This is a genomic window from Acidithiobacillus sp. M4-SHS-6 (assembly GCF_047421495.1).
Classification (GTDB): Bacteria; Pseudomonadota; Gammaproteobacteria; order Acidithiobacillales; family Acidithiobacillaceae; genus Acidithiobacillus.
Window position 1 is genome coordinate 895,160 of record NZ_CP175559.1, and the last position, 16,614, is coordinate 911,773.

General features: G+C 56.2%; 20 protein-coding genes. 9 read left to right on the forward strand and 11 right to left on the reverse strand.

All coding sequences use genetic code 11. The features are described from left to right. Positions 1–73 precede the first annotated feature (73 nt). Genes ACJU26_RS04630 through pilM form a run of 6 tightly spaced genes read right to left on the reverse strand, consistent with a single transcriptional unit; the run spans position 74 to position 5,990 of the window. Positions 74–595 (reverse strand): shikimate kinase, encoded by a 522-nt coding sequence (locus ACJU26_RS04630; protein ID WP_414041360.1) that lies wholly within the window; start codon positions 593–595, stop codon positions 74–76. Next, positions 592–2,991, reverse strand: a complete 2,400-nt coding sequence (locus ACJU26_RS04635) for a type IV pilus secretin PilQ (protein WP_414041361.1) — start codon at positions 2,989–2,991, stop codon at positions 592–594. The genes ACJU26_RS04630 and ACJU26_RS04635 overlap by 4 nt, the downstream gene beginning before the upstream one ends. Positions 2,992–3,035: 44 nt before the next feature. Continuing rightward, complete coding sequence (locus tag ACJU26_RS04640) at positions 3,036–3,674, reverse strand: pilus assembly protein PilP (protein WP_414041362.1); 639 nt, start codon at positions 3,672–3,674, stop codon at positions 3,036–3,038. Continuing rightward, positions 3,671–4,321, reverse strand: a complete 651-nt coding sequence (locus ACJU26_RS04645) for a type 4a pilus biogenesis protein PilO (protein ID WP_414041363.1) — start codon at positions 4,319–4,321, stop codon at positions 3,671–3,673. Before ACJU26_RS04645 ends, ACJU26_RS04640 begins: the two co-directional genes overlap by 4 nt. Further along, the gene (locus ACJU26_RS04650; RefSeq protein ID WP_414041364.1) at positions 4,318–4,911 is read right to left on the reverse strand and encodes a PilN domain-containing protein; all 594 of its coding nucleotides are present in this window, start codon (positions 4,909–4,911) and stop codon (positions 4,318–4,320) included. The genes ACJU26_RS04645 and ACJU26_RS04650 overlap by 4 nt, the downstream gene beginning before the upstream one ends. After that, entirely contained in the window at positions 4,908–5,990 is a 1,083-nt protein-coding gene (gene pilM, locus ACJU26_RS04655; RefSeq protein WP_414041365.1) for a type IV pilus assembly protein PilM, read from the reverse strand. Before pilM ends, ACJU26_RS04650 begins: the two co-directional genes overlap by 4 nt. 206 nt (positions 5,991–6,196) lie before the next feature. Here pilM and tadA point away from each other — a divergent pair, with 206 nt between their 5' ends. From tadA to pssA, 9 genes are all read left to right on the forward strand, one after another. Next, positions 6,197–6,685 carry a tRNA adenosine(34) deaminase TadA gene (tadA, locus tag ACJU26_RS04660; protein ID WP_414041366.1) on the forward strand — a complete coding sequence of 163 codons (489 nt, stop codon included), beginning with the start codon at positions 6,197–6,199 and terminating at the stop codon, positions 6,683–6,685. Further along, positions 6,682–7,113, forward strand: a complete 432-nt coding sequence (locus ACJU26_RS04665; RefSeq protein ID WP_414041367.1) for a secondary thiamine-phosphate synthase enzyme YjbQ — start codon at positions 6,682–6,684, stop codon at positions 7,111–7,113. The genes tadA and ACJU26_RS04665 overlap by 4 nt, the downstream gene beginning before the upstream one ends. Then, positions 7,114–7,539: a hypothetical protein gene (locus ACJU26_RS04670; RefSeq protein ID WP_414041368.1), complete on the forward strand. Its 426-nt coding sequence runs from the start codon at positions 7,114–7,116 to the stop codon at positions 7,537–7,539. A 62-nt stretch (positions 7,540–7,601) separates the two neighbouring features. Then, entirely contained in the window at positions 7,602–9,143 is a 1,542-nt protein-coding gene (locus ACJU26_RS04675; RefSeq protein WP_414041369.1) for an endonuclease MutS2, read from the forward strand. Between the two features lie 110 nt (positions 9,144–9,253). Beyond that, the gene (gene ilvB / locus ACJU26_RS04680) at positions 9,254–10,999 is read left to right on the forward strand and encodes a biosynthetic-type acetolactate synthase large subunit (protein ID WP_414041370.1); all 1,746 of its coding nucleotides are present in this window, start codon (positions 9,254–9,256) and stop codon (positions 10,997–10,999) included. A gap of 2 nt (positions 11,000–11,001) precedes the next feature. Beyond that, positions 11,002–11,487: an acetolactate synthase small subunit gene (gene ilvN / locus ACJU26_RS04685; RefSeq protein ID WP_414041371.1), complete on the forward strand. Its 486-nt coding sequence runs from the start codon at positions 11,002–11,004 to the stop codon at positions 11,485–11,487. A gap of 45 nt (positions 11,488–11,532) precedes the next feature. Continuing rightward, positions 11,533–12,549: a ketol-acid reductoisomerase gene (gene ilvC, locus ACJU26_RS04690; protein ID WP_414041372.1), complete on the forward strand. Its 1,017-nt coding sequence runs from the start codon at positions 11,533–11,535 to the stop codon at positions 12,547–12,549. Between the two features lie 100 nt (positions 12,550–12,649). Then, on the forward strand, positions 12,650–13,321 hold the full coding sequence (locus ACJU26_RS04695) for a phosphatidylserine decarboxylase (RefSeq protein WP_414041373.1): 672 nt from the start codon (positions 12,650–12,652) through the stop codon (positions 13,319–13,321). Then, positions 13,318–14,070 (forward strand): CDP-diacylglycerol--serine O-phosphatidyltransferase, encoded by a 753-nt coding sequence (gene pssA, locus ACJU26_RS04700; RefSeq protein ID WP_414041374.1) that lies wholly within the window; start codon positions 13,318–13,320, stop codon positions 14,068–14,070. Before ACJU26_RS04695 ends, pssA begins: the two co-directional genes overlap by 4 nt. Positions 14,071–14,104: 34 nt before the next feature. Here the strand turns inward: pssA and ACJU26_RS04705 are convergent, their stop codons facing one another. From ACJU26_RS04705 to ACJU26_RS04725, 5 genes are all read right to left on the reverse strand, one after another. After that, entirely contained in the window at positions 14,105–14,503 is a 399-nt protein-coding gene (locus ACJU26_RS04705) for a DUF488 domain-containing protein (protein WP_414041375.1), read from the reverse strand. A gap of 82 nt (positions 14,504–14,585) precedes the next feature. Next, complete coding sequence (locus tag ACJU26_RS04710; RefSeq protein ID WP_414041376.1) at positions 14,586–15,173, reverse strand: uracil-DNA glycosylase family protein; 588 nt, start codon at positions 15,171–15,173, stop codon at positions 14,586–14,588. A gap of 217 nt (positions 15,174–15,390) precedes the next feature. Continuing rightward, positions 15,391–15,837 (reverse strand): glycine cleavage system protein H, encoded by a 447-nt coding sequence (locus tag ACJU26_RS04715; RefSeq protein ID WP_414041377.1) that lies wholly within the window; start codon positions 15,835–15,837, stop codon positions 15,391–15,393. Further along, positions 15,834–16,304: a hemerythrin domain-containing protein gene (locus tag ACJU26_RS04720; RefSeq protein ID WP_414041189.1), complete on the reverse strand. Its 471-nt coding sequence runs from the start codon at positions 16,302–16,304 to the stop codon at positions 15,834–15,836. Before ACJU26_RS04720 ends, ACJU26_RS04715 begins: the two co-directional genes overlap by 4 nt. A gap of 62 nt (positions 16,305–16,366) precedes the next feature. Then, positions 16,367–16,612, reverse strand: a complete 246-nt coding sequence (locus ACJU26_RS04725; protein ID WP_414041378.1) for a thioredoxin family protein — start codon at positions 16,610–16,612, stop codon at positions 16,367–16,369. Positions 16,613–16,614 lie beyond the last annotated feature (2 nt).

Genomic DNA, 16,614 nt, shown 5'->3' on the forward strand with positions numbered 1-16,614 from the left:
GCGAATTTACCCTGCCATTGTTGAGTTTCTTGGGCCTGCAGGCAAGAGGGGAAACACAGAGATCGTGTCCCAACTAAGCAGGATGAGCCTGCAAATGTCTTAAAATCCGTCGCAGTACCTGATCGGAACGCAAGCCATCGCCACTCACCCGCCAATGGGCTGTCTGTTGATAAATGCAGTTTCTTTGCTGGGCGAGATGCCGCAGGCGGTTTTCCAGGTCGGCATTTTGCAGCAAGGGGCGGTTACGGTCGTGGCGGACCCTTTTCAACTGTTCCTCCACGCTGATGTCCAGGTAGATCACCCGACCCATCCGGCGCAGATGGGCACGATTTCGGGGATCGAGAACCGCCCCGCCGCCGGTGGCAAGCACCATGGGGTTGGCCTGTTCTACCAGATCGGCAATGATTTTGACCTCGCGTTCGCGAAAGCCGGCTTCTCCCTCGATTTCAAAAATCGTGGGGATATCTACTCCGGTACGGCTGACGATGAGTTGGTCGCTGTCTACATAAGGGATACGTAAACGGGCGGCCAGAAGCCGCCCGATGGTCGATTTTCCCGCGCCCATGGGCCCGATCAGGATCACCGTTCCGGTCATTGTCCGAGGTTACTGTCGCCACTCGCGCCGGCAAGGTCGTCCTGGACATCACCACCGATGACTTTCGGGGTGATGAATACCAGTAGCTCGGTTTTGGCGACACTATGGACATTACTCTTGAACAGCCAGCCCAGCAGCGGAATATCTTTCAAAAGTGGAATCCCCGTCTGGTTGTGGGTGGTAGTATCCGTATAAATACCGCCAATGACCACGGTTTGTCCATCGTTGACCAGCAGTTTGGTTTTGACTTCCTGGGTCTGGATGGGAATGCCTGAAGGCAAGGCTTCGGCATAGTTGGGCTGATTGTTTTGCGCCGTCACATCCAGGGTGATTTTGCCATTGGGGGAAATGTGCGGCGTCACATCCAGACTCAATTCGGCTTTCTTGAAGGAAACCGCGGTGGCGCCGCTGCTGGTGGATTGCTGATAGGGGATTTCCTGACCCTGGGAGATGACGGCCTTTTCATTGTCTTCGGTCAGCACCTTCGGACTGGAAATGATCTTGGCGCGGTTGTCCACCTGCAAGGCCTGCAGTTGCAGATTGAGAATCCGGTTTCCGGCCGCAGTGCCCAGGGCAAAACCCAGAGAAGCCGGTGTGGCGCTGGCCAGTGCCGTACCCGCATTGGAAGCTTCGAGGTTGGCTAAAGCCGGTACGGTGAAACCGGTACCCGTCGTTGAACTGGAGCCGCTGCCTCCTGAAATCGGATAGGATCCCCCCTGGGGTTCCGTGGTCCCGGTGGCCCCGGTTCCGGAAAGGTTGACCACCCCTCCCGCACCATTGGAAGTGTAGGTGCCGCCCCAGTTGACGCCCAGGGAATGGGCGGCGCTGGTGGTAATCTGGACAATGCGCGCTGCGATCAGCACCTGTGGCACCGGCTTGTCGATCTTGGCAATCAGCTTTTTGATGTTGTCGATATCCCGGGGGGTATCCCGGACCAGCAGACTGTTGGTACGCTTGACTACTGCCACACTGCCGCGCGGCCCCAACAGGGAATTGCCGATGATGCTGGATTTGGGCAGCCCCAGAGCGTTGGCCAGGGATTGCTGTTGGTAGGCACTCATCTGATCGTTCGGGGCACCGGGTTGCTTGTTCTGGTCAAAGCCTTCGAGAAGGGCAGCGATACTGGAGGCTTTGGCATACTTGATCTGGATCAGCTGGGTTTCCAGGGGCTCCAGTTTGCGCTGGCTGGCATCCGCCTTGAGTTCCGCCTCTTCCTGGCTGGAGATTTGACTGGCCGGGGCGACCCAGAGGATGTTCCCGATATGTTTGACCGCCAGACCCTGGGATTGCAGAATGACCTTGAAAGCCTGCTCCCAGGGTTCGTTTTTCAGGCGGATGGACAGGCTGCCCGTGACATTGTTGGAAACCACAATATTCTGGTGGGTAAAGTCGGCGATGACCTGCAAGGCATCGCGCACGCTGATATTCTGAAAATCCATGCTCAGACGAGCGCCGGCATGGGGGTTTTGCACGGCAGTTTCGGTCTTGGGGTGGACATCGATCAGAGCATGCTGACCGATTTGGTAAGCCGAATATTCATAGGGACCCTGGATGGCGAATACCAGACGGGTGTTCCGTCCAATGGGATAACTGTCCACGTACTGCACCGGAGTGCCAAACTGGGTCACCCCGAAACGATGGGTATAGCTGGCGGGCAGGGTGGTGTTTTTGAGTTCCACCACCAGTCGGCCATCTTCCCGGGTCACATTCATTTCCGGCTGAGGGCCGGCAATGGATAAATCCAGAATACCGCCGCCCTGCTTGCCCCGTTTGAAATGCAGGCCGTTGACGGTAGTGCCCATGACCGGGGCAGTTGCAGCCGGTTCCGCAGGACTGCCGTCTGCAAGACGGGTTTCTGCTGCGGGAGTTGCGGGTGTGACTGCCGCCGAAGTGGTGGTTGCGGGAGATGCGGCCGCCGTCGGAGTGACAGCGGCAGCGCTGGTTGTTGCCGGAGCTGCGGCTTTGCTCTGGTTATCGATCAGTGCCAGGCGATAGCCTCCTATGGTGGGTTCCATCATGATCGCCTGTGGCGATTTGAGGAGCAGATCCAGACGGGCGTTGTGCCCCTGATTTTCGATCAGCACATTTTCTACAGCGCCGCTGGGCAGGACTGTCCCCACCGAGGGAAGAAAGTGGGCATCGGTAAAATCAATTTGTACTCGGTAGCCACCATTGAACGTATTCACATCATAGGCAGGGCGGGAATCACTGTGGATGACGAAAGCCGTGCCGTGCTGGTCCGAACTGGGGGTGATGCTGCTGATCAGGCTTTCCGCCCAGGCCGCGCCGGAGCTCAGGCACAGGACGGCGGCCAGAATGGCGCTGGTTGCTGGCCGCAGACAGGGCAGTAAGGGACGGCTGCTGAGTGGAAGGCGGACCTTCTTGGCTGCGCACATTTTTGGGCATTCCTCTGTATTCTTCGGGGTCAGGTTCGTCATGTTCAGCTACCGCTCTGCATGTGTAAGATGGTTTGCTCTTTCTTGTAGCCCCCAAAAGCATTGGGGAGATATTGCTCCACGGTGACCGATTGTTTGGTCAGGCGGTCGTCGATACCCGTAATGCGCCCGTCATGGGTGCCGATATCACTACCGATGGTGGCGCGATACACCTTGGCATCGGGAGTTTGAATGACGGCCCACAACTGGCCATTGGCCGAGCGTATGATTCCGGTCAAGTTCAGGCTGGAAAGTGCATACTTCTCCAGCGGTTGCAGTGGACCATGGGATGCCGGACGCGGGCCGCCATGACTTTCAGCCGCAGCTTCCTTGCGCAACAGCATCTCGGAAAAGCTGGTAAAGGGATCTCGATTGGCCGGATTGTGGTAGGCCGTGGGCTGATATGCCGGGGTTTTGGGTAATGGCGGAATGACAGGATGCTGAGTTGGCCCATTGGCGACAAAAGCACGCAGATGGCTCAAATCATCACTGTTGGAACAGCCGGCCAGCACCGCGAGACCGGCGCTGATGGCCAGAATGCTGCGGATTTTTTGCCGGACACGGGTGCCGTTGGTTTTGGTGGAGGACGTTTTACAGAAACTCACTACGTTCGTTTTACAGAAACTCACTACGTTCGTTTTCATGGCTTGCTCCCGTCCTGGGCCTGGCCGGTCTTGTCAGCACTGTCCAGATAGCGATAGGTGGTCGCCGTGCATTGCATGACCAGTTGCTGAGCCGCCAGGGCTTTGGCCGCCGGGGTGTTGGCGCTGTCGGGAACCCGGGAAACATCTATCCCGCTGATGGTGACAATGCGCGGCATGGCGGCCACTGCGGCAGCGAAGCGGCCGATGTCATTGTAGGTACCCACTACCTTGAGCTTTACCGGAATTTCGGCATAGAAATGCTTGTTGATTTCCGCCATGGGTTGAAACAGTTCAAAATCCAGGCCACGACTACGTCCCGCGAGCGTCACGTCATCCAGCAGGGAGGGGATTTGCGTCCGGTTCGGAAGCTGTTCCAGAAACTTCTGAAAGCGTACGTTCATTTCCTGGATTTGTGCCTGATAGGCCGGTAAGGACGCCGCCAGCAGCTGTTTTTGCCGAATCTGGATTTTCAGGCTTTCTTCCTGGGTATGCAGGGCGTCGTATTGGTCATTTTCGGGAGAAATGCATTCAAACCAGACGATAATGCCGAGAATCACCATCATGACGGCAATGGCGATCATCTGGGTTTTCAGGGGCCAGCGGAGGATGTCATCTATCTGGAGATTACGGATTTCGTCGAAAGTCACGGCTGGACCTCCGGCTTGCCCGAGGACTGGGCACTTTTATCGGCTGCAGTGGGTTTGCGTATGGTCATTTGCAAGGTGAATTGTCCGACCTCTTCATCGCCCAGCTTGGACTTGCTGATGATGTTTAACTGGGGTTCAGTAAATATCTTGGATGACTGGATATGGCGCATGAATGCCGCCACCTGATCATTATCTTCGGCATAACCATTCACAGTCATGGCATCTCCGGATTGCTGCAGATGGGTCAGGAAGACGCCGTCCGGTGTTTCTGCGGCCAGGGCGTTGAACACCTGAACGACCCTATCGCGTTTGTCCTGAAGATCCGTGATGATGCCTTCTCGGGCCAGTAACTCATCGCGTTTTTTGCGGAGGTCGGCAATGGAGGCAATCTGGGAATCCAGTTGATGGGTGACCCCTTGCAGATAGTTGACTTTGGCTTGTTCAGTTTCTACGCGGGCGCTGAAAATACGGTAAATCCCGTAGTAAAAAAGCGCGGCCACCAGAAGAATGCCCAGGAGAGCGGCAGCCAGTATCTGCTTATGCTGGGCGCGGCGGGCTTCGCGATAGGGCAGTAAATTGATGCGCATCATGCCGACATCCTCCGCAGGGCAAGGCCACAGGCAACTGCCAGTGAGGAGCGGTCAGCTTCCATGAAACGCCGACTGATTTGGGGAGATAATTCCATCCCGGTAAAGGGATCGGGCACAAAAACGGGATAACTGACCCGTTGCCGCAATTGATCGGCCAGTTGCGGAATTTTGGCACCGACGCCAAAAAGATGCGCGGCGGCAATGGGTACATCGGGCATGCTGGCCTGGAAAAAATCCAGGGAGCGGAACAGCTCCTGGGACATGTTGCGGGCAAAAGGCTGGAGCACGTCTTTTTCGTATTCGGGGGGAAGACCGCCGAAGCGTTCCATACGCTGGGCATCGTTACTGTCAAGATGATAACGGCGCTGAATTTCTTCCAGAAGGCGCCCGAGGCCAAAATGATGTTCTCTGGAGTACACCGGATGTCCGTCCTGGAACACATAAATATTGGTGGTGATGCCACCGATTTCCACCAGCACGATCCCCTTGCCGGGTGCAACCCCATTGCCGCTCAGGCGGTTATCCTGGGGTTCTGTGCCGGCCAGATGTTCATGCAGGAGCCACAAGGCAAAGGGTTTGACGTCGACAATCTGCGGTTTGAGGCCGGCTTCCTCTATGACTGCCGCCAGGTCTTCGACCGCTTCCTTTTTGCTGGCCACCAGCAAGATGTGATTATAACCTTTACGAGTATCGTCCGGACCCAGTATGGAAAAATCAAAATTCACGGCATCAATACTATAGGGGATGTATTGGCTGCCTTCATAACGAATCTGATCTTCAATGCCGATTTCATCGAGGTCGGCGGGCAGGGAAATGACCTTGACGATGGCCGCATTGGCGGGAAGCGCGGTAGCCACGGCTTTGGTACGAATACGCGAACGTTCCAGCATGTTGCGCAGCGCCCGGGAAACGGTTTCGCCGTCGACAATATCCCGATCACTGACGGCACCCGGAGGCAAGGTTTCGGCATCCGCATGTTCCACCCGGATTTTCCCGCGACTCTGGGCGAGTGAAACGAGTCTTACCGCATCAGCGCTGATGTCCAGGCCCAGCAAAGGAGAACTTGGTATGCGTAGCACGTCTATTTCCTTAATTTTATGGTCTGACCAATGTTATAATGTTCGCCTTGCAAACAAGATCATGAAAAAATCCGCAGGCCAGTATCATTCTTGCAACTTGCGGGGGGAATTAGCAGCATTCCGCGTTCTGTCAAGGCGCGCAGAGGCAAAATGTGACTGTTTGCGCTGGAGACAACGGGATCTGAGGCAAATGCTTGAGAAGTAGGATGAGGGAAGAGCAACAGTTAGCCGATAGACGCTGGATGCGTTTGGCCCTGGACATGGCGGCGCAAGCGGTGGCCGCGGGGGAGGTCCCGGTTGGCGCGGTGCTGGTGAACGCTGCGGGTGAATATGTTGCCGGAGCGCACAATGCCCCCATTGCGACCCATGATCCCAGCGCCCACGCAGAAATGCGGGTGTTGCGTGCTGCCGCGCTTCAGGTTGAGAATTACCGCCTGACCGGATCCACGCTCTACGTTACCCTGGAGCCTTGCATCATGTGTGCAGGGGCCATGCTCCATGCCCGCGTGGACCGACTGGTGTATGGGGCGGCGGATCCCAAGGCTGGCGCGGTGGAAAGCCTGTACCAACTGTTCAATGATTCGCGCTTCAATCACCATATTCAAGTGGAAGCCGGGCTGCTGGCCGAGGAGTCGGCGACCCTCCTGAGAGATTTTTTTCGGGCGCGGCGTGTCCGCCCAAGAGAGGACCCATGAAGCATCTCAGTACCGAGTGGAAAATTGCTGCGGGTGGCCGGAGGCTGCAGGAACTGACCGGAGCGCTGCAATCCTGGTTGCAGGCGGTAGCAGCCCGGGAGGGGCTGGTAAATCTGTTTGTGCCCCATACTTCGGCCAGTCTGGTCCTTCAGGAAAATGCCGATCCGGATGTGCAGCAGGATATTCTCGACTATTTCGCCCGCCTGGTCCCCGATGATGATCCGCATTTTCGGCATCGCAATGAAGGCCCGGATGATATGTCCGCCCATTTGCGCTGCGTCTTGACCCAGAATAGTCTGGTCATACCGGTCAGGGAGGGGCGTGCCGCCCTGGGTGTCTGGCAAGGCGTTTTTTTGTTTGAGCATCGAACCCGCTCCTTGACCCGGCAGGTTTTGGTCAGTTTTCAGGGTGAGACAGGAGAAAAGTGAATGTCCAGTTTTGCGGAGCGGTATCGGGGAATGCTCTGGGGTATCAAGGAGTGGTCGCGTTGGGATGCTTTCGTGGAAACCCTCGGTGCCCATGCGGACGATGGCTGGTATGTGTATTTTGTCGGTGTGGATTATCCCGCGCAGCCGCTGAAAGCCGCGCTTTTTCGCCAGCGTCTCGAGGCCATCAGTGCTCTCCTGCATCAGGACCATCGGGAAAAATATCTGGGGATTGTCTATGTGGATGATTTTGACAATCCCCAACTCATCAAGATTTATGATCCCAATAATCTTGGCGCGTCATGTGGCAGTAGCGGCAAATTGGTTCCTCCCGGCTGGATTTTATCGCGTATGGCACCCGATGATCTGGGTAATTTCATTGTCCCCGAAGGCCGCAAACGCTGGTGGCGGGAGCTACCTCAAGTCTGAGTGCATTGCCACGGAGCTCTAGCCTTTTGTACTCTTGAAAGATTCCAAGCCGAGGAGAACCCATGGAAGCTGACCTGAAACCCCTGGAATTTGAGGGTATTCGCCGATTACTGGAAAAATTGTGTGCGACGCCTTTTGGCGCAGATGCGGCCCGTAATCTGGGGCCAGCACCCACGGTGGGCGTGGCCCGGCAGTTGCAGGATGCCATTACGGCGGCACGTTTGGGTCTGGAATCCGGTGAGGGTCCTGTGCTTCCGGAATTGCCCGATGTGCGCGCCGCCATCCGCCAGGTGGCCAGTCCGGGGGCAGCGCTGTCGGGAACGGCTTTTCGTAATCTTGCCTTGGTGCTACGCGTGGGTAAGGTGCTGCGGCCGTTTGTCGAAAAGCGCCCCGCCCTCTTGCCGACCGGGGCGGAGCGGTTGGATGCGGCTGCCGATCTGCTTCCCAGAATAGATGCCGTATTGATGCCCAACGGCAGTGTGCGCGAGGATGGAAATGCGCGGCTTCGGCAATTACATGCAGAACTCAAAGGCGAGCGCGAGCAGATTCAAAAGACCATTCAGTCCCACCTGGCGGCGCCGGGAGCCAAATTGCATTGGTCCGGACAGCGCGCCTGTGTCCATCTGCCCGACGGTGCCAGGGATCAGATTCGCGGTGTGCGGCGAGGAACGGGACCTGGAGGCCACGGCTATCTGGTCGAACCCATGGAAATGGTGGCGGGCAACAATCGCCTCGAGAAAATAGCCGGCAGTATCGAGCAGGAAAATCAGGCCATTTTGCGCGCCCTCAGTGATGAGGGGCGGGAACGTCTGGTGGGGCTGCAACATCTGGTGGAATCATTGACCTGGCTGGATCTGGCCATTGCCGGGGCGCAGTTGTCCATCCACCTGCACGCCAAGGCGGCTGAAATGGTGGATGAGCCCATATTGATCCTGGAAGAAGCCTATCATCCGCAACTGATCCTTGCCTATGCGGAAAAACGTGGTCCGCAACCCAAGCCATTGTCCGTCCACATTGATGCCGATTGCCCGATTCTGGTGGTGACGGGACCCAATACCGGCGGCAAGAGCGTTTCCCTGAAAACCGTTGGGCTGCTGACGGTGATGGCCCATTGTGGGCTGCATATTCCGGTGGGCGGACGGGCGGTGGTGGGGAATTTTACCCGGGTTTTTGTGGACATGGGTGATCCGCAAAGTGTGGCTTTCCAGCTTTCCACCTATTCCGGGCATGTGGAGGTACTGAAACGTCTCCTCGCTGATGCCGATGACCATACCCTGATCCTGCTGGATGAATTGGGTACGGGTACCGATCCGGAAGAGGGGGCGGCCTTGGCCATGGCGGTGCTCGATCATCTGGCCGAGCGTGGGGTGCGGGGCATGGTCACGACCCATCTGACACCGCTGAAATCCTTTGCTGAAAGCCATGCCTGCCTGCGCAATGCGTCCATGCGTTTTGATCATGATCGCTTGGAACCGACCTACGAACTGGAGATTGGTGTGCCTGGACGCTCTCTGGGGCTGGTTATTGCCGCCAAGCGCGGTCTGCCCGACCATCTGGTAAACAAGGCCCGCCATTATCTGGAAAGCTTGCATCAGCATTCCTGATGAGTGGCTATAGATGCCGGACAAAGTACGCCAAGGCTTTTTTATTTGACCTGCCTGGGAAAACTGTCTAGTTTTTTGCCCTGATACTTTATTCCCTGAGGAGTATGACGATGACTTCCCCGACCAGCACCTCTGAGCGCTTGATCTTGCCGACCGCATCCGAAACCTTGACTGGTGCCGAGATTGTGGTGCGCGCCCTGCGGGAAGAAGGTGTGGAATTTGTGTTTGGTTATCCTGGTGGCGCAGTGCTCTTTATTTACGATGAACTGAACAAGCAGGAAGCCGTGCAGCATATACTGGTTCGTCATGAGCAGGCGGCTGTGCATGCCGCCGATGCGTATTCCCGTGTAACCGGCAAGGTCGGGGTGGCTCTGGTCACCAGTGGGCCTGGGGCTACCAATGCCGTCACCGGTATTGCCACGGCTTACATGGATTCCGTGCCCCTGGTGGTCATCAGTGGGCAGGTGCCCGTCGCGCTGATTGGTAATGATGCCTTTCAGGAAGTGGATACGGTGGGCATTACCCGCCCCTGCACCAAGCACAATTTTCTGGTCAAGGATGTCAAGGATCTGGCCAGCACCCTGAAAGCCGCTTTTTATCTGGCGGCAACCGGCAGACCTGGCCCGGTGCTGGTGGATATTCCCAAGGACGTGACGGCCCATCAGTGTGCCTATCACTATCCCGACAAAATTGCCTTGCGCTCCTACAAACCGACGGTCAAAGGCCATCCGGGACAGGTGCGCAAGGCCATGCAGCTGATTGCCAGCGCCCAGCGGCCCATGTTTTACACCGGTGGCGGTGTGGTCCTGGGCAACGCTTCGGAAGAACTGCGCAAGCTGGTCCGCGCCCTGCATGTGCCGATAACCCATACCCTCATGGGCCTGGGTGCCTATCCGGCTACGGACCCTCAGTTTGTGGGGATGTTGGGTATGCATGGGACCTATGAAGCCAATATGGCCGTGCAGCACTGTGATGTGCTGGTGGCTCTGGGTGCACGCTTTGATGACCGGGTCACCGGGAATCTCGCCAAGTTTGCCCCCCATGCCAAAATTGTCCATGTGGACGTGGATCCTTCTTCCATTTCCAAGAATGTCCGGGTGGATGTGCCCATTGTTGGCGATCTGCAGCAGGTACTGACGGAAATGAACCAGGTCCTGGGTGAACTGGAGTCCCTCAATGACCGTCAGGCCATGCAGGCCTGGTGGGCGCAGATTGAAGAATGGCGCCAGCGCGATTGCCTCCATTACCAACAGGATGATCAGATCATCAAGCCCCAGTTTGTCGTGCAAAAGCTCTATGAGCTCACTGGCGGAGAGGCCATTGTCACCTCGGACGTAGGGCAGCATCAGATGTGGGCGGCGCAATTTTATGGTTTCGACAAGCCCCGGCGTTGGGTGAATAGTGGGGGGCTGGGAACCATGGGGTTTGGTCTGCCGGCAGCCATGGGTGCCCAGGTGGCGGAGCCCGGTGCCACCGTCGTCTGTATTACCGGTGATGGCAGTATCCAGATGAATATCCAGGAGTTGTCCACCTGCCAACAATACAAGTTGCCCCTCAAGGTGGCCTGCCTGAACAACCATTATCTGGGTATGGTCCGGCAGTGGCAGGAGTTTTTTTATGAAGATCGTTACGCCATGAGCTATGTGGATGCCTTGCCGGACTTCGTCAAATTGGCGGAAGCCTACGGTCATGTTGGCTTGCGGGCGGACAAGCCCGCGGATGTGGAACCGGTCATCCGCGAAGCGCTGCGTCTCAAGGATCGCATGGTCTTCATGGATTTCCGTGTGGATGCCAAGGAGAATGTCTATCCCATGGTCCCGGCCGGCGCGGCCCTTTCTGAAATGATCCTGGTGTAAACATGCGCCATATCATCTCCATTTTGCTGGAAAACGAAGCGGGTGCCTTGTCGCGGGTGGCGGGTCTGTTTTCGGCGCGCGGTTATAATATCGAGGCGATGACCGTCGCGCCCACCCACGATGCCAGCATCTCGCGCATGACGGTGGCCACCAGCGGCTCGGAAGAAATCATGGAGCAGGTGCTCAAGCAGTTGAACAAACTGGTCGAGGTCATTCGGGTCCATGATCTTAGCGATGGACCGCACATTGAGCGTGAACTGATGTTGATCAAGGTGCATGCGGTGGGGCCTGATCGAGAGGAGGTGAAGCGCCTTTCGGATATTTTCCGGGGCCGCATCATCGATGTGACCGACCGTTCCTACACCATCGAGCTCACCGGCCCCGGTGACAAGCTGGATGCCTTTATTCACGCCCTGGATCCGGGTATGGTCATAGAGGTGGTGCGCAGTGGCGCCAGTGCCATCAGCCGTGGCGCCAAGGCTATCTGATCTTTCGGATTCATTATCCATTTTTGTACTGACGCGGAGATTTACATGAAAGTTTATTACGATAACGATGCCGATTTGGCGCTCATCCAGAAAAAGAAAGTGGCCATCATTGGTTATGGCTCCCAGGGCCATGCTCATGCCCTGAATCTCAAGGATTCTGGTGTATCCGTGGTGGTGGGACTGCGCAAGGATTCCACATCCTGGGACAAGGCCGTCAAGGCAGGACTGGAAGTGAAGGAAGTCGGTGATGCCGTGGCCAGCGCCGATGTGGTCGTGATCCTGACCCCGGACGAGGGGCAGGCGGTGTTGTATCGTGGTGAAATTGCGCCAAAAATCAAGCATGGCGCGGCGCTGGTTTTCGCCCATGGGTTCAATGTGCATTTTGGTCAGATTCACCCCCGCGCCGATCTGGATTGTTTTCTGGTGGCCCCCAAGGGACCCGGCCATCTGGTGCGCTCCACCTATACCCAGGGCGGCGGGATTCCGAGTCTGATTGCCGTGCACCAGGATGCCAGCGGCAACGCGACCAATATTGCCTTGGCCTATGCCAAGGCCATTGGCGGTACCCGCGCCGGGGTTATCGAAACGACCTTCCGCGAAGAAACCGAAACGGACTTGTTTGGTGAGCAGGCGGTGCTCTGTGGCGGTGCCACGGCTTTGGTTCAGGCTGGTTTTGAAACCCTGGTGGAAGCCGGGTATGCCCCGGAAATGGCCTACTTTGAGTGTCTGCATGAGCTGAAACTGATCGTCGACCTGATATATGAGGGGGGCATTGCCAATATGCGTTACTCCATCTCCAATACGGCAGAGTATGGGGATTTCACCCGTGGTCCTCGGATCGTCAATGCCGACACCAAGGCCGAGATGAAGAAAATCCTCACGGAAATCCAGACTGGTCAGTTTGCCAAGGAATTCATTCTCGAAAACCAGGCCGGTAAGGCGACCATGCAGGCCATGCGCCGGATGGCTGCGGAGCATCCCATTGAAGTGGTCGGCGACAAGCTGCGTTCAATGATGACCTGGATAGGTCAGAACCGCATTGTGGACCGTTCCCGCAACTAGGTTTTTTTGAAAAATACCGGGGTGAATCTCTTCTGGTCAAAAATTTTGTCCAGAAGGATTTGCCCTTTTCTCATGCCTCTGGTCCTGATACGCTCCGTCCATGAAAACTGATTATCCTTATCCCATTCTGGCGCGTGAAGGTTGGCCTTTTTTATTGATGTTTCTGGGCCTTGCCATCGTCCTGCAGATTTTTCTGACAGGTTGGTGGCTGGTTTTTTCAGCGTTTTTTTATCTGTTGTTTTTGTTCAGTCTGCAGTTTTTTCGTGATCCCCGGCGTCCTCTGCCGGATTTGTCTCCACAGTCGGTTTTGTGTCCTGCCGATGGCCGGGTGATTGCCATTGAACAGGTCGAAGATCCCTATTTGTCGCGTGCAGCGATCAAGATCAGTATTTTCATGAACATTTTTGACGTGCATGTGAATCGCATGCCGGTCAGCGGAGTGGTACACAATGTCTGGTATTTCCCGGGGCGTTTTTTTAATGCGGCCCTGGACAAGGCTTCTTTGGAAAATGAGCGCAATGCGCTCTGGATCCAAACACCCGATGGGCAGGATGTGACGGTGGTTCAGGTGGCGGGCCTGGTGGCGCGGCGTATTGTTTGTCATGTCCAGAAGGAAAATAGCGTCGTGATCGGGCAGCGATTTGGCTTCATCCGTTTTGGCTCGCGGGTGGATACCTATTTGCCCCCGGATACCCAAGTCCAGGTGCGGATTGGTGAGAGGGTGCGTGCCGGTGCCCAGTGCCTGGCGACTTTGCCTGTGTTGGCTCCATGAACCCCCAATATCCCCGGCGGGGGGTCTATGTGCTCCCCAATTTGTTCACCACAGCCAGCCTTTTTGCTGGTTTCTATTCCATTGTGGCTTCCATTCATGGCCATTATCGGACAGCAGCCATTGTCATTTTCATCGCCATGATTCTGGATGGTCTGGATGGAAGGGTGGCGCGTATGACCCATACCGAAAGTGCTTTTGGCGCGGAGTATGATTCTCTGGCGGATGTCATCGCCTTTGGCATGGCCCCCGCTATCCTCGTCCTGCTCTGGGGGCTTCAGGATTTCGGGAAATTTGGCTGGCTTGGCGCTTTCATTTATACCGCTTGCGGCGCCTTGCGCCTGGCGCGCTTCAACGCCCAGGTACATAGTGCCTCCAAGCGCTATTTCCAGGGCTTGCCCATTCCTACGGCGGCGGCGGTATTGGCCAGCCTGGTCTGGGTGGCTGTCGGTGAGGGTTATCCCTGGTTGACCCAGGTCAGTGAATATCTTGCTTTGGGCCTGGTATATGTATTGGGCTTGCTGATGGTGAGCAATGTGCGTTTTCGGAGCTTCAAGGACTTTGACCTCCATGGGCGCGTCCCCTTTGCTCTGGCCATTATCGTGGTTTTGGTGGTGGCCCTGATCGCCGTGCACCCCCCGCTGGTTCTGTTTTTGGCAGGTATTTCTTATGTGTTGGTGGGTCTGGTCCTTACCCTTTGGCAGATTCGCAGTCGTCGTCAAAAAAGACGGCGGGGAATGCATTCGAACTGATAGCAAAATCCTTGAACATAAGGATACGCGTCAATCATGGGGTATCGTCGGGCCAGGCGTTTCTGTTTTTTTGCTGCGTTTCCAGAAATGCCTTCAAAACAAGTGCGCCATTGTGCAGTTTGTCTTGGGCGGCGTAGAGAAGAATCAGAGGCTTTCCCTCTGCGAGATCCAGCAAGTGCTCGGCCTCGATGCTCTGTTGGGCCAACTCCTGCAGATAGCGTTGGCGAAATTCATCCCAGAGCGTGACATCATGATGAAACCACTGCCTTAACTCCGTGCTGGGGGTCAGCATCTTGGGCCAGGCATCCAGAGGCAGGTCTTCCTTGCGGACTCCGCGTGGCCAGAGGCGCTCGGCCAATACCCGAAAGCCTGGAGGCAAAGGGTGTTCGTACACTCGCCAAGGAATGATTTCGATGAGTTGTTGCTTATCCATAAAGTCATTCTAGTCATTGCCTGTGGCTTTGTCGAAAAATGATCGGATTGAGAATAATTCATATCGATTTCAATCATGAATTTTATGGCGCTAGAATTTGTGCGACACTTTTCTGCAGAGCTGGCAGGACTTCCTCGGTAAACCAGGGGTTACGGCGCAGCCAAAGGGTATTCCGTGGGCTGGGATGGGGCAGGGGAATCAGATCTGGCCAGTATTGGCGCCAGTTGCCGACCAGATCCTGCAGGGAGCCGCGAGTGTCCGGAAGATGGTACTTCCGGGCGTATTGGCCGATGACCAGCGTCAGTTTTACTTGATCACAATGGCGGAGAAGTGGCGCTCGCCAGTGTTGCGCGCACTCCGGACGGGGTGGTAGATCCCCGGCACGGCCTTTCCCGGGATAACAGAATCCCATGGGGACCAGCGCAAAAAGGTGCGGATCGTAGAACTGCGCACGGCTGACCCCCAGCCATTCTCGCAGGCGCTCGCCACTTTGATCATCAAAGGGGAGTCCGCTGGCATGAGCGCGCCGCCCTGGTGCCTGGGCGGCAATGAGAATCCGCGCCTGCCCATGGATTTGCAGGACCGGACGGGGTGCCTGGGGCAGTGCTGCAGCACAGACTTCACAACGCTGGAGCTTCTGGAGCAATGCTGTCAGTTCCGGTTCTGCCATGAAGTAGGTCCTCTCTGTGCTGCCATGATATTATAATGACAGTTTTGGGGGCGAATTGTCCTGCCGACAGTCCATGAGAAAGCCAAAAGGGGATGACGATGGTGACCCTGACCGACTGGCTGTTATGGGCTGGAAAGACTCCGGGTGGCGACCGTGGTTTTGGGTAATTTTCACGGTGTCAACACGGGTTAACTGTGCCATCCGACGAAGAGATTGCTCATTCCGAACAGCGCATGCATTGGACGCCGTATCTTTTGATCCACGCTTCCAGTGCCTCGATGGCGGCGCTGCCGGTGCTGACATGGTCGAGCGCATGTGCTGGATCATCGGGCTTCACGCGAGCGATCCAGGCATCATTGTAGGGATCGATATTGATCAGGTGGGGATCTTCCAGCAGTTTTTCATTGCGGGCCATGACTTCACCCGCAAAAGGCACTGGAACACCACCTGCCCATTTGCCGCTCTCCAGGGTGGCCACATGTCGTCCGGCCTCCAGGTGTGTGCCGATTTTTTTGATGCGGGCTTTTTGCAAGCGACCTGACATGGTCTGGGCGGGATCTGTGATTCCGATCGTCAAGGTGCCATCCTCTTCGGGACGTACCCACACATAATCCAGATCATAAAAAAGATCCTCCGGCAATTCACACCCGTGATATTCACTCATGATGCTGTCTCCGCCTCAAAGTCGAGAATACGTCTTCCGGCAGCTTCACCATGATCCTCCAGGGCAGTCGCCAGAAATGGGTAAAGTTCATTTTCTTCCTTGGCATCATGTTGTTTGAGAATGGTTTGTACGGTACTCAGAAGATCGTCAAAGGTTTCCGCATCCTGGTCCTGAATGGCTTCCGCCATTTCCTCAAAGAAGATGCGTAAATCCTGGTGTCCCTTGCGGAGCAGGGCGGTCAGGGATTGGGCTTCATCCCCTTTCTGGCGCTCAAAGGCGGGGAACAAGGTGCTTTCTTCCACGGTCATATGACCATCCACGATGCCATGGCGGAAGGCTTCCAGAAAATGCGCCGCCTCCTGCCATGCGCCATGGCTCACAGCTTCTGCGCTCTGTTCCAGAAGCTGGTCCAGGCGTTCATGGTCGTGTTGCATGATCTGATCTATGGGGTCCATCATCATCTCCATTGTTTGTGAGGTCCTGTGCGACATGAGCGTGACCGGGGTTCGCCCCGTGACAGTGGATGCTGTCATGAGACTCCGAGCATTTTCAAGACTTCTCCCAAGGGCTGTGCGCCTACGGTTTTCAAGGTGCCATCCACGACGATGGCGGGGACGGTTTTGATGCGCAAATTACTGACGATTTCCCGACCCTTGCGATCCGCGACATCCAGAACTTCCAGTTCCATGGGCACTTTTTCAGAAGCTTCCCTCCACACTTTTTCAGCCTGTGGGCAAACGGGGCACCATTGGGAAACGAGAATTTGTACTTTCATCG